The 20,065-nt window shown below is 70.1% G+C and carries 20 protein-coding genes; 12 read left to right on the top strand and 8 right to left on the bottom strand.

What is annotated here, in order from left to right; all coding sequences use genetic code 11:
* Window positions 1-91: 91 nt before the first annotated feature.
* Entirely contained in the window at window positions 92-1,102 is a 1,011-nt protein-coding gene (meaB, locus tag ACWDSJ_RS21550; protein ID WP_450033947.1) for a methylmalonyl Co-A mutase-associated GTPase MeaB, read from the top strand.
* A 36-nt stretch (window positions 1,103-1,138) separates the two neighbouring features.
* Window positions 1,139-2,695 carry an adenylate/guanylate cyclase domain-containing protein gene (locus ACWDSJ_RS21545; RefSeq protein WP_450033805.1) on the top strand — a complete coding sequence of 519 codons (1,557 nt, stop codon included), beginning with the start codon at window positions 1,139-1,141 and terminating at the stop codon, window positions 2,693-2,695.
* A 15-nt stretch (window positions 2,696-2,710) separates the two neighbouring features.
* Here the strand turns inward: ACWDSJ_RS21545 and ACWDSJ_RS21540 are convergent, their stop codons facing one another.
* From ACWDSJ_RS21540 to ACWDSJ_RS21530, 3 genes are all read right to left on the bottom strand, one after another.
* Window positions 2,711-3,607, bottom strand: a complete 897-nt coding sequence (locus ACWDSJ_RS21540; RefSeq protein ID WP_450033803.1) for an amidohydrolase family protein — start codon at window positions 3,605-3,607, stop codon at window positions 2,711-2,713.
* Between the two features lie 82 nt (window positions 3,608-3,689).
* Entirely contained in the window at window positions 3,690-4,718 is a 1,029-nt protein-coding gene (locus tag ACWDSJ_RS21535) for a nucleoside hydrolase (protein WP_450033945.1), read from the bottom strand.
* Window positions 4,719-4,763: 45 nt separating this feature from the next.
* Window positions 4,764-5,966: an FAD-dependent monooxygenase gene (locus ACWDSJ_RS21530; protein ID WP_450033802.1), complete on the bottom strand. Its 1,203-nt coding sequence runs from the start codon at window positions 5,964-5,966 to the stop codon at window positions 4,764-4,766.
* Between the two features lie 101 nt (window positions 5,967-6,067).
* On the opposite strand from ACWDSJ_RS21530, the gene ACWDSJ_RS21525 reads away from it, so the two are divergent.
* The 5 genes from ACWDSJ_RS21525 (at window position 6,068) to ACWDSJ_RS21505 (ending at window position 8,933) form a co-directional block, all read left to right on the top strand.
* Window positions 6,068-6,640, top strand: coding sequence for a TetR family transcriptional regulator (locus ACWDSJ_RS21525; RefSeq protein WP_450033800.1), 573 nt, complete (start codon window positions 6,068-6,070; stop codon window positions 6,638-6,640).
* A gap of 35 nt (window positions 6,641-6,675) precedes the next feature.
* Complete coding sequence (locus ACWDSJ_RS21520) at window positions 6,676-7,431, top strand: thioesterase II family protein (RefSeq protein WP_450033799.1); 756 nt, start codon at window positions 6,676-6,678, stop codon at window positions 7,429-7,431.
* A 306-nt stretch (window positions 7,432-7,737) separates the two neighbouring features.
* Entirely contained in the window at window positions 7,738-8,097 is a 360-nt protein-coding gene (locus tag ACWDSJ_RS21515; RefSeq protein WP_450033797.1) for a hypothetical protein, read from the top strand.
* Between the two features lie 231 nt (window positions 8,098-8,328).
* The gene (locus ACWDSJ_RS21510; RefSeq protein WP_450033795.1) at window positions 8,329-8,604 is read left to right on the top strand and encodes a hypothetical protein; all 276 of its coding nucleotides are present in this window, start codon (window positions 8,329-8,331) and stop codon (window positions 8,602-8,604) included.
* Window positions 8,601-8,933: a hypothetical protein gene (locus ACWDSJ_RS21505; protein WP_450033794.1), complete on the top strand. Its 333-nt coding sequence runs from the start codon at window positions 8,601-8,603 to the stop codon at window positions 8,931-8,933. Before ACWDSJ_RS21510 ends, ACWDSJ_RS21505 begins: the two co-directional genes overlap by 4 nt.
* A gap of 165 nt (window positions 8,934-9,098) precedes the next feature.
* On the opposite strand, the gene ACWDSJ_RS21500 is transcribed toward ACWDSJ_RS21505, so the two are convergent.
* A complete protein-coding gene (locus tag ACWDSJ_RS21500) occupies window positions 9,099-10,556 on the bottom strand; it encodes an SDR family NAD(P)-dependent oxidoreductase (protein WP_450033944.1) in 1,458 nt (485 codons plus the stop codon).
* Between the two features lie 117 nt (window positions 10,557-10,673).
* Here ACWDSJ_RS21500 and ACWDSJ_RS21495 point away from each other — a divergent pair, with 117 nt between their 5' ends.
* Entirely contained in the window at window positions 10,674-10,970 is a 297-nt protein-coding gene (locus ACWDSJ_RS21495) for a putative quinol monooxygenase (RefSeq protein ID WP_450033793.1), read from the top strand.
* Window positions 10,971-10,979: 9 nt separating this feature from the next.
* Here ACWDSJ_RS21495 and ACWDSJ_RS21490 read toward each other — a convergent pair whose 3' ends face one another.
* The 3 genes from ACWDSJ_RS21490 to ACWDSJ_RS21480 form a co-directional block, all read right to left on the bottom strand.
* Window positions 10,980-12,926, bottom strand: a complete 1,947-nt coding sequence (locus tag ACWDSJ_RS21490) for a hypothetical protein (RefSeq protein ID WP_450033792.1) — start codon at window positions 12,924-12,926, stop codon at window positions 10,980-10,982.
* A complete protein-coding gene (locus ACWDSJ_RS21485; protein ID WP_450033791.1) occupies window positions 12,923-13,132 on the bottom strand; it encodes a hypothetical protein in 210 nt (69 codons plus the stop codon). The genes ACWDSJ_RS21490 and ACWDSJ_RS21485 overlap by 4 nt, the downstream gene beginning before the upstream one ends.
* 245 nt (window positions 13,133-13,377) lie before the next feature.
* Complete coding sequence (locus tag ACWDSJ_RS21480; protein WP_450033789.1) at window positions 13,378-14,214, bottom strand: alpha/beta fold hydrolase; 837 nt, start codon at window positions 14,212-14,214, stop codon at window positions 13,378-13,380.
* Between the two features lie 237 nt (window positions 14,215-14,451).
* On the opposite strand from ACWDSJ_RS21480, the gene ACWDSJ_RS21475 reads away from it, so the two are divergent.
* From ACWDSJ_RS21475 to ACWDSJ_RS21465, 3 genes are all read left to right on the top strand, one after another.
* Window positions 14,452-15,135, top strand: a complete 684-nt coding sequence (locus ACWDSJ_RS21475; RefSeq protein WP_387361224.1) for a TetR/AcrR family transcriptional regulator — start codon at window positions 14,452-14,454, stop codon at window positions 15,133-15,135.
* A 79-nt stretch (window positions 15,136-15,214) separates the two neighbouring features.
* Complete coding sequence (locus ACWDSJ_RS21470) at window positions 15,215-16,360, top strand: acyl-CoA dehydrogenase family protein (RefSeq protein ID WP_450033787.1); 1,146 nt, start codon at window positions 15,215-15,217, stop codon at window positions 16,358-16,360.
* Window positions 16,344-16,991, top strand: coding sequence for a TetR/AcrR family transcriptional regulator (locus ACWDSJ_RS21465; RefSeq protein WP_450033786.1), 648 nt, complete (start codon window positions 16,344-16,346; stop codon window positions 16,989-16,991). Before ACWDSJ_RS21470 ends, ACWDSJ_RS21465 begins: the two co-directional genes overlap by 17 nt.
* Window position 16,992: 1 nt before the next feature.
* On the opposite strand, the gene ACWDSJ_RS21460 is transcribed toward ACWDSJ_RS21465, so the two are convergent.
* On the bottom strand, window positions 16,993-18,588 hold the full coding sequence (locus ACWDSJ_RS21460; protein ID WP_450033785.1) for a serine/threonine-protein kinase: 1,596 nt from the start codon (window positions 18,586-18,588) through the stop codon (window positions 16,993-16,995).
* Window positions 18,589-18,711: 123 nt separating this feature from the next.
* Between ACWDSJ_RS21460 and ACWDSJ_RS21455 the strand changes: the two genes are divergently transcribed.
* Window positions 18,712-20,064, top strand: coding sequence for a serine/threonine-protein kinase (locus ACWDSJ_RS21455; protein WP_450033783.1), 1,353 nt, complete (start codon window positions 18,712-18,714; stop codon window positions 20,062-20,064).
* Window position 20,065 lies beyond the last annotated feature (1 nt).

The following is a 20,065-nucleotide window of genomic DNA, read 5'->3' as shown; positions in this document are numbered from 1 at the left end:
CGGGCACCGTCATCGCCGACGCGGCGCTGGACCTGTTGCGCAAGCTCGGCGCCGAACTCGGTCACGACCTCGGCGCCGCGCACGACGCCGAATGAGCGGGGGCGCGGCGAATCGCCGGGCAGTGAACGTCGACGATCTGGCCGAGCGGGTCCGCAAGGGGGAGCGGGCCGCGCTCGCGCGGGCCATCACGCTGGTGGAGTCGACGCGGGCCGATCATCGTGAGGCGGCACAGCGGCTGCTGCTGGCGGTGACGCCGGACTCCGAGGCGGTCGACTCGAATCGGGTGGGCATCACCGGCGTTCCGGGCGTGGGCAAGTCGACGTTCATCGACGCGCTCGGCATGTATCTGATCGGGCAGGGTCATCGGGTGGCCGTTCTGGCGGTGGACCCGTCCTCCACCCGTACCGGCGGCTCGATCCTCGGCGACAAGACCCGCATGGCCCGGCTCTCGGTGGAACGCGACGCCTACATCCGGCCCTCGCCCACCGCGGGCACGCTCGGCGGCGTCGCCAAGGCCACCCGGGAGACGATCGTGCTGCTCGAGGCCGCCGGATACGACGTCATCCTGGTGGAGACCGTCGGCGTCGGCCAGTCGGAGGTGACCGTCGCCAATATGGTCGACGTGTTCTGCTTCCTCACCCTGGCCCGCACCGGCGACCAGTTGCAGGGCATCAAGAAGGGTGTGCTGGAACTGGCGGATCTGGTCGCGGTCAACAAGGCCGACGGCCGCCACGAGGTCGAGGCCCGCTCGGCCGCCCGCGAACTCCAGGGGGCGATGCGGCTCATCCATCCGCGCGAATCCCTGTGGCGCCCACCGGTTCTCACCATGAGCGGCCTGAACGGCACCGGCCTGGACACGTTCTGGGACACCGTCCTCGAACACCGCCGAGTCCTCACCGAGGCAGGCGAATTCGCCGAGAAACGCCGCCGCCAGCAGGTCGACTGGACCTGGACCATGGTGCACGACCAGCTGCTGCGCCGCCTCGCCGAGAACGCCCGCGTCAAATCCCTGCGCGCGGACGTGGAGTCGCGGGTGCGCGACGGTTCGCTCACCCCGGCGCTGGCCGCCGAGGAGATCCTGCGCGCGTTCGACGAACGCTGACGACGGCCGCGGCGGCGCACCACATACGCTGCACCCATGGTCGACGATGAGGTGACGCCCGAGGCGTTGGGTCCGGTGCCGTGGGGATCGCGGTTGCTGGGCCCCGCGGACGAGGGATCGTTGCGGCGGCGAATCCGGGTGCAGGCGTTGCTGACCGCGCCGTTGATCCTGGGCAATGTGGTGGGGATCGCGGTGGCGATCGTGTTGATCGCGTTCGTGCTGCCGGGGCCGTCGGTGCTCACCTGGAAACTGGTGTTGCTGAATTTCGTGGCCGCGCCGGTGTACATCGCGCTGGCGTTGGTGGCGGGGCTGGTGTGGGGTACGACGTGGGGGTTGCGCACGCTGCGATGGGCGATCGATCCCGACCATGTGCCCACCGAGCGGGAGCAGATCGCGGCGACGGCGGTGCCGCGGCGGCTGGTGGTGCAGCAGGCGGTGCTGTGGCTGGGCGGGATGGCGCTACTGACGCCGCTGTACGCGAGCGTCGATCCGGCGTTCGTGCCGAAGTTCGTGCTGGGCGGGGCGTTCAGCGCGATCGTGGTGTGCGCCAACAGTTATCTGATCGCGGAGTTCGCGCTGCGGGTGGTGACCGCGCGGGTGCTCGACGCCGCGCCCTCCCGGCGGCGGCGCGGCATCGGCGTGTTCGGGCGGTCGGCGCTGATGTGGGTGGTGGGGTCGGCGACCCCGATCGCGCTGCTGATGGTGGTGGCGGTGCTGGCCCTGTCCGGGATGGATGTCAGCACGGCGCGGCTGGCGGTGTGCGTGCTGTCGCTGGGCGGGGCCACGCTGGTGTTCGGTTCGCTGTTGATGGCGCAGGCGCTCTCGGCCACGGTCGCCCCGATCCGCGGGGTGCGCGGCGCGTTGCGGCGGGTCGAGGACGGCGCGCTGGACGTGGCGGTCCCCGTCTACGACGGCACCGAATTGGGTGAGCTGCAAAGCGGTTTCAACCGGATGGTGGCGGGTCTGCGCGAGCGCGAACAGCTGCGTGACCTGTTCGGCCGCCACGTCGGCCGGGATGTGGCGGCCGCGGCCCTGGCCCGCAACCCCGGCCTGGGCGGTGAGGAACTCGAGGCCGCGGCGCTGTTCATCGACATCATCGGCTCGACCACCATGGCCGCCACCCGGCCGGCCCCCGAGATCGTGGCGATCCTCAATCGCTTCTTCGCCATCGTCGTCGACGAGGTCGAACGGCACGGCGGCCTGGTCAACAAGTTCGAGGGCGACGCGGCCCTGGCCGTGTTCGGGGCCCCCGCCCCCATCGCCGATCCCGCCGCCGCGGCGCTGGCCGCCGCCCGCGCCATCCGCGAACGGGTCCGCGCCACAACGGAATTCGACGCGGGTATCGGCGTCGCGGCGGGGCGCGTGGTCGCGGGCAATGTCGGCGCGCACCGCCGCTACGAGTTCACCGTCATCGGCGACGCGGTCAACGAGGCCGCCCGCCTCTGCGAACTCGCCAAACAGGATTCGGCGCGCCTGCTCGCCTCGGCCGGCACGGTCGCGGCCGCGAATCCGGAGGAGGGCGAGCTCTGGACGGTGGGGGAGGCGGTGACGCTGCGCGGCCGGGTGGAGCCCACGCGCCTGGCGCGGCCGTGAGCGCCGAGGTCTCGTTCACCCCAGGCCGAACAACCGAACGGCGTTGTCGTGACAGACCTTTCGCAACCACTCGGCCCCGAGCTCGAGGCGTTCGAGGGCATGCAGGGCGTGCGGGTACGGGTAGGGGATGTTGGGGAAGTCGCTGCCGAACAGGACGCGGTCGCCCAGGGACGCGAGGCGGGGGAGGGCCGAGCGGGGGAAGGGGGCGTCGGATTCGAAGAAGTCCGTGAAGTTCATCGTGGTGTCGAGGTGGACACCGTCGTATTCCTCTGCCAGAGCGAGGAATTCGATGTATTCGGGCGCGCCCAGATGCGCGACGATCGGGCGCAGGCGCGGGAAGCGGCGCAGGACCGCGCGCAGGGGTTCCGGCCCGGTGTGACGGCCGGGAACGGGGCCGGAACCGCAGTGGATCACGGCCGGAACCCCGGTGTCGGACAACATGTCCCAGACCGGGTCGAGCCGCGGATCGGCGGGATCGAAGCCGCCGACCTGGACGTGCACCTTGAACACCCGCGCCCCGGCCTCGATCGCGCCCGCCACGTACTTCCCCACCTCCGGCTCCGGAAAGAACGTCGCGGTGTGCAGGCAGTCCGGCGTGCGCGCCGCGAACTCCGCCGCCCACCCGTTCAGCCACGCCGCCATCCCCGGCTTGTGCGGATACAGCAGCCCCGTGAACGCGCGAACCCCGAACGCGCGCAACGTATCCAGCCGCACCCGCTCCTCGTCCCGATAGGCGATCGGCCACGGTCGCCGAGTGAGCGGCCCCGCCGAATCGAAGTACGCCCACACCTTGCGCAACACCCGCTCCGGCATGAAATGGGTGTGCACATCGACCAGCCCCGCCAACCCGACCCGCCTCCGGAACGCGGCCACCGCATCGACCTCGGCGTTCCGTGTGTCCGGCGCGCTCATCGCGCCACCGCCTCGGCGTTCCGTGCGTGCGGCGCGTTCATCGCGCTACCGCCTCCGCCTTGGCCTTGCATGCGTGCGGCGCTCATCGCGCCTCCCCGTCGTACACGGACCGCGCGTAGTCGCCCACGCGGTCGACGAGCCGGTCGAAGAAGTAGGCCGGGTCGGTCGCGATCACGATGTCCGCGTTGGGTTCTCGGCCCCACATGCCCGCCCAGTCGGCGACCGTTGTGCCGCGGGTGATGGTGCCGGTGAGTTCCACGTCCACCGTGGCGGGCCGGGTGGTGGCGAGGGCCGGGTCGAGCGCGACCGCCGCCGCGAACGGGTCGTGCATGTGCGCCAGATAGCCCTGATTCCAGGTTCGGTGGAACTCGAAGTAGAACCGGACCGCGTCGGTCACGAACCGGACGATCGGATTGCTGGCCCGTGATCGGACACCCGGCGGGTCGTCCGCCGAAACCTCCAGTGCCGGAACGCTGTTCGCCCGCTCGGCCAGCCGGACCAGATGCTCGGGCCGCATCTCGATCGTCTCGGTGACGTCCAGTCCGCACACCAGCGGCCGCCGATCCGGCGGGGCCGCGGCGAAGGCGTCGGCGACCTCCTTCCACGCCTCCGGGTCGACGTGCACGTTCCACTCGGTGGTGGGGGTGGTGTTGCCCGGATGGTTGAACGCCCCGCCCATCACCACCAGCCGTCGAAGCAGCCGCGGCAATCGCGGCTCGAGGCGCAGCGCCAGCGCGAGATTCGTCAGCGGCCCGGTGCACAGCCCCACGATCTCGCCCGGATGCGCGCGCGCCGACTCCACCCACAACTCCGCCGCCGAACGCTCCGACAGCGCCCGCGCCGACGGCGGCAGTTCGGCGTAGCCCACCCCCTGCGGCCCGTGGGTGTCCTCGGTGGTCCGCAACGGAATCGCCAGCGGCGCGGCAGAACCCAGCGCCACCTCGATCTCCGGCGCCCGGCACAGATCCAGCAGCGCCAGATTGTTCGCGGCGACCCGCGCGGCCGGAACGTTGCCCGCGGTGGCGGCGATCCCCACGATCTCCGCCTCCGGACTGGCCAGCAGATAGAGCAGGGCCAGCGCGTCGTCGATCCCGGTATCGACATCGGTCATGATCTTCTGCCGCACCGGACGAGCCTAGCGAGCCTTCGGTGCGGGTCAGTAGCTCGGCAGTACGTAATCGTCGGTCTTGCCCGCGACCATCTTCTCCATCAGCGGCCGGAACGCGCGAGAGGTCATGAGCCGCATGCTCACCCGGCCCAGCCGCACCCCGGTCCTCGACTTCGGGCACATCATCTTGATGCCGCCGCCGGGCAGCTCCTTGGCCTTGTCCAGGAACGGGGTGATCCTCTCCTCGTAGCGGGCCAGCGCGCCGGGCACATCGCCCGGGGTGGTCGCGAGCTCACCCGCGAGCACGTACGCGCCGACGATGGCCATGGCCGTGCCCATGCCGGTCATCGGGGAACCGCAGAAGCCGGCGTCGCCGAGCAGCGTCACCCGGCCCGCCGACAGGGACGGCATATCGATGCGGGCGAGTTCGTCGAAGTAGAAGTCCGGCGCGTGATCCATCGCCGCCACGATGTCATCGGCCTTCCACGGCGCGCCCGTCAACCGCTCCCGGATGAACCGCTGCTGGGCGGCGGTGTCGCGGTGCAGCGCCGGATCGGCGTCCGCGCGCAGCGTGATGATCGCCTTGGCGCTGGCCGGATCCCGATCGGGCCGAATCCCGAAGAACCCGCTGGGAATTCCGACCCCGGACATCCAGCCCGGTTCCAGATCCGCCGGGGTCGGCAAGGTGAAGAAGGCCATGTACCCGCCGAGATGGGTGGCGAACCGGTCCTCGGGACCGAACACAAGCCGCCGCGTCGCCGAATGCACGCCGTCCGCCCCGACCAGCATGTCGAACCGCTCGGTGCGCCCGGACGCGAAGGTGACGTCGACGCCGTCGGCGTCCTGGGCGATGGCCTCGATCCACTCGCCGTAGCGGTAGTCCAACTCGCCGCCCTGCTCGCGCAGCAACTCGAGCAGCACGTCGTTGAGGTCGCCGCGCTGGATCTCGATCTCCGCGGCCGGGCCCTCGCCGCCGAACATCTCCGCGCTCATCCGGGCGTAGGTCCGGCCCTTGTCGTCGAGGTACTTCCAGCCCACCTCGTGCAGCTGCAGCTTGCGGATGCCCGGCATCAGACCCATCCGCTCGGCGACCTCGCGGCTCGGCCCCCGCAGATCCACCGCCTGCCCTCCCGGGCGCGGGGTGGCGGCCCGCTCGACCACGGTGACCCGGATACCGGCCCGAAGCAGTTGCAGCGCAAGGGAATTCCCGGCGATGCCGCCACCGGAGATCAGCACGTGCGTGGTGTTCATGATGTGTCCCGTCTTGGTTCGAATGTCTTAGACAAATGTGTAACACACGGCTGGCACGAGTGTCTAGAACAAATGTCTAAGACGCTGGTAGGGTGGTGGACATGGGAAACCGAGAAGACCTTCTGGCCGGGGCCCGCAAGGCGGTGCTCGAGCGCGGGCTCGCCAAGGTGACCGCCCGGGACATCGCCGCCGCCGCTGGTGTCAGCCTCGCCGCCATCGGCTATCACTTCGGCTCGAAGGACCGGTTGATCGCCGAGGCCGTCACCGAGGCGACCGGCACCACGATCGGCGACGCCATGGAGGCGGCCATGCGCGACGCGGGGGAGGGGCGGTCGCTGTGGGAGGCGCTCGCCCCGACCTGGTACGGGATGCTCGACGTGGTGCAGAACCACCGCGAGGAGTTGCTGCTCAGTTTCGAGAACAGCGCCAATGTGATTCGTTCCCCGGAGTTGCAGACCTATCTCGCCGAGGCGAGCGACGGCGCCTACGCCGATCTGGCCGCGATCCTGCGCGAGACCCACCCCGACCTGTCCGCCGCCGAGGCGCGCGCGGTGGCCAAGTTCTATTTCGTGCTCTTCCAGGGCTATGCCATGATGTGGCTGCTCGCGCCCGCCTCGGAGCTGCTGACCGGTGACGATGTGGCGCTGGCGGTGAAGACGTTGCGCGGCAAGTGAATTCGCGCGGCAGGCGACGGACGGGAGGCGCGACGATGGTGGCGGAGAGCAGCGGAACGACCTGGCTGCGCGAACTGCGCGGCGCGCCCGCGCCCCGGGCGATACTGATCTGCTTCCCGCCCGGCGGCGGTTCGGCCGCGGCCTACCGCGCCCTCGCCCAGCACATCGACCCCGCCGTCGCCGTGCACGCCGTGCAGTACCCCGGCCGCCAGGACCGCCTCGGCGACCCGCTGATCCCCGACCTGCCCCGCATGGCCGACCTCATCGCCGCCGACCTCCCGACCTGGCCGCCGTCGGCGCGCATCGCCCTGTTCGGCCACAGCATGGGCGCCACCGTCGCCTTCGAAACCGCCCGCCGCCTGGCCGCGTCCGGCCGCACCCCCGACCACCTGTTCGTCTCCGGCCGCGTCGCCCCCGACGCCCCCTACGAGGGCGCCCTCCACAAGGGCCCCGACGAGGCCCTCATCGCCGAACTCCAACGCCTCGCCAACGACCCCGCCTCGGTCGAAATCCTCCGCACCGAACCCAGCCTCGCCGAACTGGTCCTCCCCGCCGTCCGCGGCGACTACGAGGCCGTCGAAACCTACACCTACACCCCCGCCGACCCATTGACCTGCCCGATCTCCGCCCTCCTCGGCGACGACGACCCCACGGTGAACGCCGACGACATGCGCCGCTGGCACTCCCACACCACCGCCCCCTTCGACCTCACCACCTTCCCCGGCCGCCACTTCTACCTGGACGAAACCCCTACGGCGGTGGCCCAACTCATCTCCACCCGCCTGGGCTGAACAGATTTCGATCGGTAATTCCCTTTTCGGAAGATCAATTCGGGCAGTCGGTTCTGTACCGGGGATTCAATCCACCACTTCTCGGAACACCCCGCTGAATCGCGATCGCCGACTGTATGCTTCCCCGGTATTGCCCGGCGCGGCCGGGATTCACCGAAGCAAGAGGACCGATCATGGCAGAAGTATGCCCGGATTGCGGCAAGAAGACCGGCATGGACATCGGCGAGAAGGACAGCCAGGGTTGGCAGAAGTATCAATGCCAATTGTGCAAATTCGAGTGGAAAGCGCCGAGGCCGTAGGATCGTCATGCGTCTGGTGATCAACCGCAGCCAAGCGGCCGTCAAGGGAATGCTCGGCGGCCACAAGGGCATGCAATTCACGCTGGCCTACCAATTGCAGCTGACCAGCGAGGAGCACGCGCTGGTCGAGCAGTACAAACTGCTGGAGTATCCGCTGACCTGGCAGACGTTCAACGGTACGAAGATTCCTCGCGACACCATCGGATCGTTGCTGAAAGGCGCGAGCCAAACGGTCGCGGACGTCAAGACCCTGCTGAACAACGAGGATGTGATCAAGGACGCGATCGACGAACTGCCGCCGTTGTTCGCGGTATGTCGCAGTTTCGGCGGAAACGAGGTCGTCGACTATCCCCGCGAAAAGGATTGACGCCGTAGCGCGCACCGAATCCTTCAGCAGGAATTGGTATTTCACGTGGGCCGGGGCGGCCGATGGTGCGCTGTGCGCGGCAGCCCCGGCTCGCGCCGCACCTCGGAACCACCGCACGAACGGCAGAACGGCCAGGAAGTTTTCGTGCCCCAACGCCCCCGCGTCCCCCGGCCCCGCGCGGTCACTCCTCTACGTGCACACCTGGGCTTACTACACGCGTATTATGCGAGTGTGGGGTTCGAGTGGCCGGACTGGGCGTTGGCGCATCTGACCGGTGTCGAACCCTGGGAGGTCCGCCAAGTTCTCGCGGGTGAGCGGCGCTGGCCCAGGCTCGCCGATGACGGCAGCGTGGTCGCGTTGTCGATCTGGGGACGCACGAGTGGTGGGCGTCCGCTGATCGTGGTCACGCGACGGTTCGATCAGTGGACCTGGATGATCCTCGGCGCGCGTGCGATGCGGGCCGACGAGCTGACGATCTTCGAGCAGTGGGAGCAGGAGAACCGATGAGCGACAAGGACTTTCCCTCCGACCCGGAGGAAGTGGGCGCCTTCCTGGACCGGTTGACCTTCCGTGACGATCCGGTCCCCGCGGACCAGGTTCCGCCTCGCCTGCAACCCGGCGACGACATCATGGTCACCACGTCCATCCGGCTGCCGATGCGCCTGCACAGCCGCATCAAGGAGCTCGCCGACGAGCGCGGGGTGGGGGTGTCGACCCTGGTGCGGGAGTGGGCGGAGGCGGCCGTCGCCGATCTGGACGACCGCGACGAGCTCATCTCCCGCGCCGACGCCATGCGTGCGCTGGCGCGCATCCACACAGTCCGTCACGCCAGCTGAATCACCCTGGGACACAGGCGAATCGAGGTCCGGCTATCTTTGTTCATTCCTTTACTCCGATATGCGCATCTATGCATTGAAAGCCGCACGTGTCGTACCCAAGAGAACTACAAGCGTCACCTCACAAACAGCAAAGAGGGAGAGGGCAACCCAAGCCCCGCCCCGTCACCAGTCGGCAGGCGCGTAATCCTTGAGGAAGCACCCGAACACATCGTCCCCACTCTCACCCCGCACGATCGGGTCGTACACCCGAGCCGCCCCGTCGACAAGATCGAGCGGAGCGTGAAAGCCCTCCTCGGCCAAGCGCAGTTTGGTGAAATGCGGCCGTTCGTCGGTGATCCAGCCGGTGTCGACGGAGGTCATGAGAATGCCGTCGCTGTCGAACATCTCGCGGGCGCTGGTGCGGGTGAGCATATTGAGTGCGGCCTTGGCCATATTCGTGTGCGGGTGACCAGGCCCCTTGTAGCCGCGGGCGAACACGCCTTCCATGGCGGAGACGTTGACGACGTACTTGCGGCGGGCGGGGGAGGCGGCGAGGGCGGGGCGCAGCCGGGAGATGAGGATGAACGGGGCGACCGAATTGCACAGCTGGACCTCGAGCAGTTCGGTGGCGTCGACCTCGCCGACGGTCTGCACCCAGCTGTTGGTGTGCGCGATATCGGGCACCAGGCCGCCCGCGTCGATGGCGACGCCGCGCGAAAGTCGTTCGGGGGTGGCCGAACCCGCGACGAGGGCGAGTTCGGTGACGTCGGCGGCGGACAGGGTGGGGGTGAGCGAGGCGGTCAGCGCGGTCGGGTGGGCCTGCATGGTCTTGCCGAAGCTGACGGTGTCGGGGAGTTCGCCCGCGGGCAGCGGACCATGTTCGGCCTCGACGAGCGCGCTGTAGGCGCCGGGGGAGCGCCGCACGGTCTGGGCGGCGTTGTTGATGAGGATGTCCAGCGGGCCCGCGGCGGCGACATCGTCGGCGAGGGCGACGACCTGGGCCGGGTCGCGCAGATCGATGCCGACGATGCGCAGCCGGTGGATCCAGTCGGCGCTGTCGGGCTGGGCGACGAAGCGGCGGATGGCGTCGTTGGGGAAGCGGGTGGTGACCGTGGTGTGGGCGCCGTCGCGCAGCAGGCGCAGCGCGATGTACATGCCGATCTTGGCGCGGCCGCCGGTGAGCAGCGCGCGGCGGCCGGTGAGATCGGTGCGGGCGTCGCGTTTGGCGTGATTCTGGGCGGCGCAGTCGGGGCACAGCTGGTGGTAGAAGGCGTCGACGCGGGTGTAGCGCTGTTTGCAGATGTAGCACGGCCGGGCCCGCAGCAGGCTGCCCGCGCTGGCCCCGGAGGCGTTGGAGGACAACGGGATTCCGGCGGTCTCGTCGTCGATGCGGTTCGGGGAGCCGGTCGCGGTAGCGGCGACGACGGCCTTGTCGGCGGCGGAGATCGCGTCGCGCGCCTCGGCCCGCTTGCGCTTCTTGAGCTTCTTGAACATGTGCCCGACCGCGCGTTGCACCGCGATCGAGTCGGGGTGCTCCTTGTCCAACTGCCCGGCCTGGTCCAGCACCCGCAGACACACCTCGAGGTCGGCGCGGTCGATGACCGGCTCCGGTGCGATGGTCGTCGAATCGTGGTCGGACATGGCTGTGCGCTGCGGTCTTTCGGGAGTCGGGTCGTTTGCAGCGCTCATTGTCGCATCACCCTTCCTGTGACCCCGCCCACGCCGTACGGTGGGGCGAGCGATCGGAGGATGCGGGCCATGGCCATTCGCCACATCATCACCATTCGCGTCGCGCCCGGGTGCGCGGCGGAGTTCGAGGCCGCGTTCGCGGCGCTGGCGGAGGTCGTGCGCCGGGAGCCGGGGTGCGAGCAGTACGAATTGTTCCGGGGCACAGGCGATCCCGACACTTTCGTGATGCTCGAGCGGTGGACGGACCGGGACCTGCTCGCCGCCCATCAGCGCGTCGAGCGGGCGGACAATGCCCCGCTCGTCGAGGCGCTCATGGCGCTGTGGGCGCCGGGGTCGACGCCGACGGTCGAAGCCTACGAGAGCTGATCGGTCCGCCTAGCTCGATCGGGCGAGCCCGTCCGCGTGCTCGGGTCGATCGAGTCGGCGGGCACGGTCGGCGAGGCGGGTGCGGAGCGGGTGCGGGATCTCCGCGCGGACCTCGACCAAGGCGTCCCAGACGACATCGGGGGTCTCCGGGGTGAGGGCGGTGAGGAAGTCGTCGAGATCGTCCATGCCACAAATGATTTCGAGGACTCGGGCGCGACCGGGTGGGTCCTGGGCGAGGGCGATCTCGACCAGGACGGGCAGGTCGGCGCTGCGGGCGGCGGTTCGGACGGCCGAGAGGAGTTGGGCGCGGTCGAGGTCGCCGAGGCAGGAGGCGATCGTGGGTTTCGCCGCGTCGGGCAGGGCGTCGACCAGGGGGAGGACCTCGGCCCACAGGTCGTGAGCGGCGGCGGTGTCGATGACCGCGCGCAGGATGTCGCGGTCGGCGAAGACGGGCAGACCCGCGAGGCGGCGGCGGTTGGGGTCGGACATGGCGAGGGCGATCGGGATGAGCGCGTGCCACAGGCGGGCGGCGTGGGCCTCGCGGACGAGGGCGGTGAGCTGTTGGTCGGTGCGTCCGGCGATCCGCGTGGCGACGAATCGTGTTCGTGCCGAGGGAAATTCGGCGGTGAGCGGGAGCAGGTCGAGCCAGAGGCCTTCGTCGACGGCCAGGTCGACCAGGACGCCGAAGTCGTCGCTGTCGGCGGCGGCGAGGACCGCGGCGCGGCGTTGCTCGTCGGTGAGTTCGGCGAGGCAGAGCCCGAGGGTGTGTTTGGCGGGGTCGGGCAGGGCGTCGATCAACGGCAGGACCTGCGACCACAGCTCGTGCCGGGCGCAGGTGGCGGTGATGGCGCGCAGCACCGCGGGTTCGGCCAAGACGGGCAGGCCCGCCATGCGGCGGCGGTCGGGGTCGGACATGGCCAGCGCCACGGGGATCATGGCGTCCCACAGCTCGGCCGCGTCGGCGGCGTGGACGAGGTCGGCCAGTTCGGCGTCGGGCTTGGCGGCGACGCGGGTGGCGATGAAGGCCAGGGGCTCGGCGGGGAGGTGGGGTGCGAGGGGTAGGAGGTCGAGCCAGAGGCCGTGGTCGAGGGCGACGTCCATGATCGCGGTGAGGACGGGTTCGGTGTGCACGGTCGGGCGGGCCGCGAACAGGGCGAGGCTGTCGGGGCTCATGGCGGCGGTGACCGGGAGCAGGGTGGTCCACGCGTCGAGTTCGTGGGCGGCGCGGACCAGGCCGTCGAGGACGTCGCCGCCGGAGCGCGCCGCGAGATCTCCGATCCGGGAACGGTTTTCGGGGCTGACGGTGGCGAGCAGGTCGATGCCCTCGGCCCACATGGCGTGTTCGTGGGCCGCGCGCACCACGCCGGGCAGCCGGTCGGCGACGAGTTCGAGCAGGGCGTCCATCGCGGACTTGTCCTCGATCAGGTACCCGACCCGTAGCAGATCCGCATCCGACATGGTGTGTGCGACCGCCCGCATCATCTCCTCCGACGCCACGCCCACGAACCGTCCCAGCGTGACGTGCTCACCCCTCGAGAGCAGTTCACGCGCGACGGCCACGACCAGGGGCACGGGCACCCGGGGAATGATGTCGGCGGTGCGGCGCGGATCCAGCCGGATGGTCGCCTCGGCCAGGAACGGCGCGGGCAGGGCCTTGGCGATGTCGATCGCGCGGGCGGGCTCGACCTGGGCGGCCACCGCCGCGCACAGATCCGGGCCGAAGGCGTGTTCGGCGGCCTTGGCGGCGATGGGCGTGGGCACCAGCTTCGCGGCCTGGGCGACGCGGCGCAGTTTCGCGACATCGGCGTCGAAAAGGGCGTCGGTGGCGCGTTCGCGGAAGGCGCGGATCGCCTCGGGCGGGAGCTCGGTGAGAAAGTCCAGCGCCGACGGGTCCGGAATATCCAGCAGCCGAGCGAGTTTGGTGGTCTCGGCGTGGGCGAGCAGGCGATCGGTCACAGGCCCAGCGCCTTGCGCAGGGTGGGGCGCAGCAGGCGCGGGACGTAGCGCATCGACGAATCCACCGCCTCGGCAAGGTGTTTCGCGCGGCGGGTGCGGGCCGCGCGCAGCAGGCGGTCCAGTTCGCCCAGTTCGGTATCGGACAGCCGGGTGAACTCCTCGGGCAGCGGCGCGCCGAGGGTGTCGGTGAGCGGATGAGCGGACATGATGCCTCCGGGCGGTCGGGCGGTCGGGCGGTCGGGCGGTCGGGCGGTCGGGCGGTCGGGCGGTCGGGCGGTCGGGCGGTCGGGCGGTCGGTCGGGCGGGCGGTCGGGCGGTCGGGCGAGCGGGCGAGCGGGCGAGCAGGCGAGCAGGCGAGCAGGCGAGCGAGCAGGCGAGCAGGCGGGCGGGCGGGCGAGCAGGCGGGCAGGCGAGCAGGCGAGCAGGCGGGCGGGCGAGCAGGCGGGGGCGGTCAGCGCGGGGAGTGCTCGAGGGGGCGGTTGTCGGCGCGCAGGTCGTCGACGAAGTTGGCGATGGCCTCCACGACCAGTAGCGGTTCCGTGACGGGTAGCGCGTAGTCGGCGGGTAGGCGGTAACACCACAGCCGGTCGGTCGCGTGGCGGACGTGGCGGTCGGCGGCGGGCAGTGCGGCCGCGTCGGCGCGGTCGACGATCAGCTGCACCGGGACGGTGATGTGGTGATCGCACGGATGACGCAGGCGGGGAACGAGATTCGCGGACAGGATGCGTGCGGCCGCGCGCAGGTCTGCCGGGGCGACGCGCAGTGCCGAGCGCGGGGCGCGGCGCAGCCGGGGCCAGCGCAGCAGGCGGCGTCCGAGGACCAGCCAGCCCAGGCCGGGCAGCCGCCACCACCGGATACGGGGCGGGTGCGGATCGCGTACGGCCGCGAGCAGCGGATCGAGGCCGGGGACGCCGAGCGCGGTGATCGAGGCGATGCGGGTGGCGGCGCGCGGATCGGCGGCGGCCTCCCACACCTGGATCGCGCCCCAGCCGTGTCCGGCCAAATGCGCGGGGCGGCCGGTACTGGTCGCGTCGAGGATCGCGTAAAGGTCCTCGACGAGCGCGGCGAGCCGATAATCCTGCCGCCCAGCGGGTTTCGCGGAGCGGCCGTGGCCGCGCACATCGTAGGCGACGACGTGGAAGCCGTCGGCGAGCAGCGGCGCGACCCGCTCCCACACGCGGTGGGTGTCGGTGAGGCCGTGCACGAGCACGAGGGTGTCGGCGGCGGGATCGCCGTATTCGCGGACGGCCAGGCCCCGCACGCGGCGGCGGGTGGGCAGTGGGGTCATGGGGGTTCACCTCGGGGTGCGTGGTCCGCACCGAACGTACCGGCAGTACGAATAGTGATACTGACAGTACGGCCGCCGGAAGGCAATGCCCGCGCGACCGGAAGGTCTGTGCGCTAGCTCACAGAAATGGCGGCAGCGGTGCGATCGATGTTTCCGGTAGGCGAGCGCATGCCGTGCCGTACCAGCGGTACAGGTATCCTCGCGGGAACCACGCAACCCGTATCGGAGTCGAATCCCGTGCCCCGTGCCACCAGCAGGACCACTGCGCGGATCACGCGCGACGACATCGTCGACGCCGCGTTCCGGGTGATCGATCGCGCGGGCCCGCGCCCCAGCATGGACGACATCGCCCGCGAGGCCGGGATCACCAAGCCGCGGCTGTATCGGCAGTTCGCCGACAAGGCGGATCTCTACACCGAGATCGCGAATCGGGTGTCGCGCAACGCTTTCGCCGCGACCGGCGAGGACATGACGCTCATGCTGCACCCGCCGCGGGCGGCGCTGCGGCGGGTGTTCGCGGGGTACGCCGAGGGAATCCTGGCCCATCCCAACGTGTTTCGGTTCCTGGCGCAGGCGCCGGTGGCGCAGGGCGCCGACGACCAGGTGTTGCAGTTCGATCTGGGCCGCGAGGCCGCGCGGCGGTTCACCAAGCTCGCCCGGTCGGTGGCCGAGGCGGTGCCGCTCGACACCGCGGGGATCGACTATCTGTCGCGCGCGGTCGTCGGGGTGGTGGTGGCCATCACCGATCTGTGGCTCGAGGGCGCGCCCGCCCCGGCGGCCGACGAATTCGTCGACCGGGCCACCGAACTGGTCTGGGGGCTGATCGACGGATTCCTGCGGCGGCAGGGCATCGACGCCGATCCGGAACTGCCGATCTTCACCACCTTGGCCGAGGTCAACCAGGCGCGCGGCGCCGACTGACCGATGTTGTTGACATTACGCCAATAGAGCTGCCACGCTGGTGCTCACGAAGCCGGGCACGAGACGAAGGATGCAGACGATGGCGCGCGCCGCGTGGAGCGATGACGAGGTCGAGGCCGTACGGGAACTGGCGAGGAACTTCTTCGACAAGGAGGTCGTCCCGCACGAGGAGAGGTTCGTCGCCCAGGGCCACCCGGATCGCGGACTGTACAACCGGGCCGGGGAACTCGGACTGCTGTGCGCCTCGATCCCCACCGAATACGGCGGCGGCGGTGGCACTTTCGCGCACGAGGCCGCCATCATCGAGGAACAGACCTTCGCGGGCGACGGCTCGCTGGGCATGTCGGTGCACTCATCGATCATCGCGCCCTACCTCCACCACTTCGGCTCCGAGGAGCTCAAGCGCCGCGTGCTGCCCAAGGCGGCCAGCGGTGAGATGGTGCTGTCGATCGGCATGACCGAACCCGGCACCGGATCGGACCTGCAGAACATCAAGACCCGCGCGGTGCGCGAGGGCGACGAGTACGTCATCACCGGCTCGAAGATCTTCATCTCCAACGGCTGGCTGTGCGACGGCATCATCATCGCCGCCAAGACCGATCCGACCAAGGGCGCGGCGGGCGTGTCGCTGATCTTCGCCGAAGTCTCCGACGACACACCGGGATTCACCCGCGGCCGCATCCTGTCCAAGATCGGCGGCAAGGGTCAGGACACCGCGGAGCTGTTCTTCGACGGCCTGCGGGTGCCCGCGTCGAATCTGCTGGGCGAGGCCGAGGGGCAGGGCTTCTACCAGATGATGCAGCTGCTCGCGCAGGAGCGGCTGGTCACCGCGATCCTGGCGGTGGCGATGATGGAGAAGGCGGTCGAGATCACCGTCGAGTACACCAAGGGTCGCGAGGCGTTCGGCAAACCGTTGTTCGCGATGCAGAACACCAAGTTCGAACTGGCCGAGTGCGCGACGATCGCGCGGGTGAGCCGGACCTTCCTCGACGACGCGATCGCCAAGCATCTGCGCGGCGAACTCGACATCCCGACCGCGGCCATGTCGAAATACTGGCTCACCGATCAGTTGGGTATCGTGGTGGATCGTTGTCTGCAACTCTTCGGTGGTTATGGATACATGACGGAATACCCGATCTCCCAGCTGTACACGGGCGCGCGCGTGCTGCGCATCCTGGCCGGGTCGAACGAGGTGATGAAGGATCTCATTGCCCGCTCACTCTGACACCGCGCTGACCGACGCCGACGCCTCCGCGCGCCGGCGCCGGCTCGAACCCGACGAACGGCGCGCGCAGATCCTCGACTGCGCCATCGCCATGTTCGGCGAACGCCCCTACGCCGCGGTCTCCACCGCCGAACTGGCCCAGCGCGCGGGCGTCGCCCGCGGCCTGATCAACCACTACTTCGGCAACAAACGCGACCTCTACCTGGCCGTCGTCCGCCGCATGGTCACCCTCCCCAGACCCGACCACATGACCACCCCCACCGGCACCGTCCGCGAACGCGTCGACGCCAGCGTCGCCTGGCTGCTCGACACCATCGGCGAACACGGCAGCACGTGGGTCAAGGTCACCGGCCACGAGGGCATCGGCGACGACCCGGAGGTCCAGCGCATCCTCGACGAGGCCGACGACGCCGCCGCCGACCGGCTGCTGCACATGGTCGGCCTGGGCGGCTCGAAGCACGGCGACGAACTGCGGGCGCTGGTCCGGGCGTACGGGGGGTTGGTGAAAGCGGCTGGGCGGGAATGGATTACGCGCGGGTCGCTCGATCGCGATCAGGTGCACGCGTTGCTGGCCGACATGCTGTCGACGTTGGTGACCACGTCGTTCCCGAAGATCGAGCGGGGGAGCTGACTCAGCCGATCGGGGCGGTGCTCCACCAGGCGTGCAGTCGTTCGGCGGCGCCGTCGGCGCTGCTCATCGGGCGTGCGATCAGCAGGAACGTCGCGCGGTCCGGGTCGTCTAGGAAGGTGGTCACCCGAGAGACGAACGGTTTCTGGTAGATCGAGCGGGCGTCGTGCCAGAACTCGTAGTTGGTGTAGGCCACGCCGTTGTTCACCTCGACCGTCCGGGTGTGGGGTGGCAGACCCGCCACGACCGCCCGGACGTCGTCGGGTGAGCGGTAGGCGTAGATGCTGAACGTCACCACCTCGGCGCCCAGGCATTGCCAGGCGCCGATGTACGTCTTGAAGTCGATGGTGTCGAATTCGGGATCGAAGGCCCGGAAGCCGGGCACCCCCTCGCAGCTCGAATGCCCGTATCCGGATCTGGTCGTTCCCACGGTCCGCTCCGCCGGAACCATCTTCGGGAACGCGATACTCGCCGCCCGCAACGCGGCGACGTATTCCTCTCCTTGCCGTTCCTGCTCGGGATCCGGGGTCCGGGTCGGCCGGGCCGCCACGGGCGCGGCTCCGGAGCTGTTGCTGAGAACGCTTGCGGTGACACCGACTCCGGCCCCGGCGGCGACGAGCACGGCGATGGCGGTGGGGACGACGACCTTTCGCCATCGGGACCGGCCCTCGTTGGCCGAGGCGGGCAACGCGGGTGGCGGGCTGTCGGGCGCGGGGGCGAGGACCGGCGCGGGTCGCGGCTGGGTCGCCGCCGGGGCGAGCCGAAAATCGTTCTGCGTCAACGCATACCACGCCGCGGTCGCGAACTCGGTGCACGAGGCGAACCGGTCGTCGGGATGCTTGGCCAACGCCCGCGCGAGCACCGCGTCCATCGCGGGCGGCACCCCGGCCCGCGACGCGCTCACCGCCGGGGGAGAGTGCTGGAGATGGCCTTTCACGACCGCGGCGGCATTGGGCGACTCGAACGGCGAGCGGCCGGTCAGCAGCCGGAACAACGTGCAGGCCAGCGAATACTGGTCGGAGCGGGCGGTGGACGCGACCCCGGTGAGCTGTTCGGGCGAGGCGTACCCGAGCGTGCCGTTCACGGTGCCGGTGCGGGTCAGGTGACGCGTCTCGTCGAGCAGGCGGGCGATTCCGAAGTCGGTGAGGAGGATTCGCTCGTCGCGCTGCCCGGGGCGCGCGAGGAGAATGTTGGCGGGTTTGACGTCGCGGTGCAGGATGCCGTGTCCGTGCGCGTAATCCAGGGCCTGCGCGACGTAGCCGACGATTCGGACGGCGTGCTCGGGCGCCAGGCGCGCGGGATCCAGTGCCGCCGCGGTGATTCCCTCGACGTACTGCATGGCGATCCACTGCTGATCGCCGTCGATCCCGCGGTCGTGGACGGCGACGATGCCCGGATGGTCCAGCCGGGCGACGAGTTCGGCCTCCCGCTCGAAGCGCGCGCGAATGTCGTTGTCGGTGAACAGTTCTCGATTCAGCACCTTCAACGCGACGGACCGGGGCAGGCGCGGATGGCGGGCGAGGTAGACGGTGCCCATCCCGCCCCGCCCGAGCACTCGCTCGATGCGATACCCCGCGAACGATGCGCCGATGTCCGGCATCGAATATCCCCCCGTGCAATCGATTCCATCCGTGTGCCGCTCAGGATCGTACCCATCGGCGGCTCGACGCCGCGCGGGTGCAGTAGGGTGAGCGCGCGGAGAAGGGTGGGAGGTGAGACCGGGGTGGCGCAATCGTTGACCCACGGCCAGGTTTTCGCGGGATATCGGATCGAGCGGCTGCTCGGCGTCGGCGGCATGGGCGAGGTCTATCTCGCGCACGATCGCGATCTGCCGCGCTGGGTGGCGTTGAAGATCCTGCATCCCGCGGTCGGCGACGACGCGAGCATCCGGGCGCGCTTCCTGCACGAGGCCGACACCGCGGCCCGGCTCGCGCATCCGAACATCGTCACCGTCTACGCGCGCGGGCAGGAGGGTGGGCGGCTCTGGATCGCGATGCAGTACGTCGACGGCGTGGACGCGGCGGCGGCCGTGCGCGGCGGCGGCCCGATCCCGGCCGAGCACGCCGTGCACATCGTCACCGAGGTCGCCAAGGCCCTCGATCACGCCCACGCCGCCGGTGTCCTGCATCGGGACGTGAAACCGGCCAACATCCTGCTGTCGAGCGGACCCGCGCAGCAGGTGTTCCTCGCCGACTTCGGCATCGCCAAGGCGCTCGACCAGGCCGATCAGTTCACCCGGGCCGGGGAGTTGTTCGCGAGTTTCCAGTACGCGGCGCCCGAGCAATTCGACACCCGCGCCGACGTGGATCGCCGCGCCGACGTCTACGCCCTCGGCTGCACCCTCTATTTCCTGCTCACCGGGGCGCTGCCCTATCCCGGCACGACGACCGGTCAGCTCATCCACGGCCACCTGAACCTGCCCGCGCCGCGCCCGAGTCGCGAGAACCCGGGTGTACCAAGCGGTTTCGACGCCGTGATCGCTCGGGCGCTGGCGAAGAATCGCGACGACCGGTACGCCGGATGCGGTGAGCTCGCCGCGGCCGCGCGGCGGGCGCTGCCCGCGTCGGCGCCGCCCCGGCGACGCGCCGCGCGGATCGCTCTGGTCCTCGTCGGCGCCGTCGCGCTCGTCGCCGCGACCGCCGCGGGCGCCTTCGCCGCCCACAGCACATGGACCCGCGGCCGGGTCGACAGCGCCCGGGACGCGGCGCGGCAGGCCGGATGCGAGTACGCCCGCCTCCTGGCGACCTACGACTACGACAAGCTGGACGGCTGGGAGACCGCGGTACTCGACCGATCCTCCGGCGACCTGCACGCGAGCCTGGTCTCGACCCTGCCCGACAACACCAAGGCCATCGCGACCTCGCACGGGCACTCGCACGTCACCGATATCACCTGCACCGCGCAATCGGCCGACCTGTCCAGCGCCGAGATCACCGTGGTCCTCACCCAGGTCTATCGCAACGACACCGTCAACCAGCGGGAAACGACCAAAGCCCAACAGTTTCGGCTGGTGATGGAGCGGCTCGACGGTCGCTGGCTGTGCCGGGAGACCACGATCATCGGCGGCAACAACTAGG

The sequence above is a fragment of the Nocardia sp. NPDC003482 genome (genome assembly GCF_053588115.1).
This window is presented reverse-complemented; position numbering and strand designations above follow the sequence as displayed.

Coding starts and splice junctions, on each gene's coding strand:
- meaB (WP_450033947.1), top strand. CDS start 92: ATGAGCGGGGGCGCGGCGAATCGCCGGGCAGTGAACGTCGACGATCTG.
- ACWDSJ_RS21545 (WP_450033805.1), top strand. CDS start 1,139: ATGGTCGACGATGAGGTGACGCCCGAGGCGTTGGGTCCGGTGCCGTGG.
- ACWDSJ_RS21540 (WP_450033803.1), bottom strand. CDS start 3,607: ATGAGCGCGCCGGACACACGGAACGCCGAGGTCGATGCGGTGGCCGCG.
- ACWDSJ_RS21535 (WP_450033945.1), bottom strand. CDS start 4,718: ATGACCGATGTCGATACCGGGATCGACGACGCGCTGGCCCTGCTCTAT.
- ACWDSJ_RS21530 (WP_450033802.1), bottom strand. CDS start 5,966: ATGAACACCACGCACGTGCTGATCTCCGGTGGCGGCATCGCCGGGAAT.
- ACWDSJ_RS21525 (WP_450033800.1), top strand. CDS start 6,068: ATGGGAAACCGAGAAGACCTTCTGGCCGGGGCCCGCAAGGCGGTGCTC.
- ACWDSJ_RS21520 (WP_450033799.1), top strand. CDS start 6,676: ATGGTGGCGGAGAGCAGCGGAACGACCTGGCTGCGCGAACTGCGCGGC.
- ACWDSJ_RS21515 (WP_450033797.1), top strand. CDS start 7,738: ATGCGTCTGGTGATCAACCGCAGCCAAGCGGCCGTCAAGGGAATGCTC.
- ACWDSJ_RS21505 (WP_450033794.1), top strand. CDS start 8,601: ATGAGCGACAAGGACTTTCCCTCCGACCCGGAGGAAGTGGGCGCCTTC.
- ACWDSJ_RS21500 (WP_450033944.1), bottom strand. CDS start 10,556: ATGTCCGACCACGATTCGACGACCATCGCACCGGAGCCGGTCATCGAC.
- ACWDSJ_RS21495 (WP_450033793.1), top strand. CDS start 10,674: ATGGCCATTCGCCACATCATCACCATTCGCGTCGCGCCCGGGTGCGCG.
- ACWDSJ_RS21485 (WP_450033791.1), bottom strand. CDS start 13,132: ATGTCCGCTCATCCGCTCACCGACACCCTCGGCGCGCCGCTGCCCGAG.
- ACWDSJ_RS21480 (WP_450033789.1), bottom strand. CDS start 14,214: ATGACCCCACTGCCCACCCGCCGCCGCGTGCGGGGCCTGGCCGTCCGC.
- ACWDSJ_RS21470 (WP_450033787.1), top strand. CDS start 15,215: ATGGCGCGCGCCGCGTGGAGCGATGACGAGGTCGAGGCCGTACGGGAA.
- ACWDSJ_RS21460 (WP_450033785.1), bottom strand. CDS start 18,588: ATGCCGGACATCGGCGCATCGTTCGCGGGGTATCGCATCGAGCGAGTG.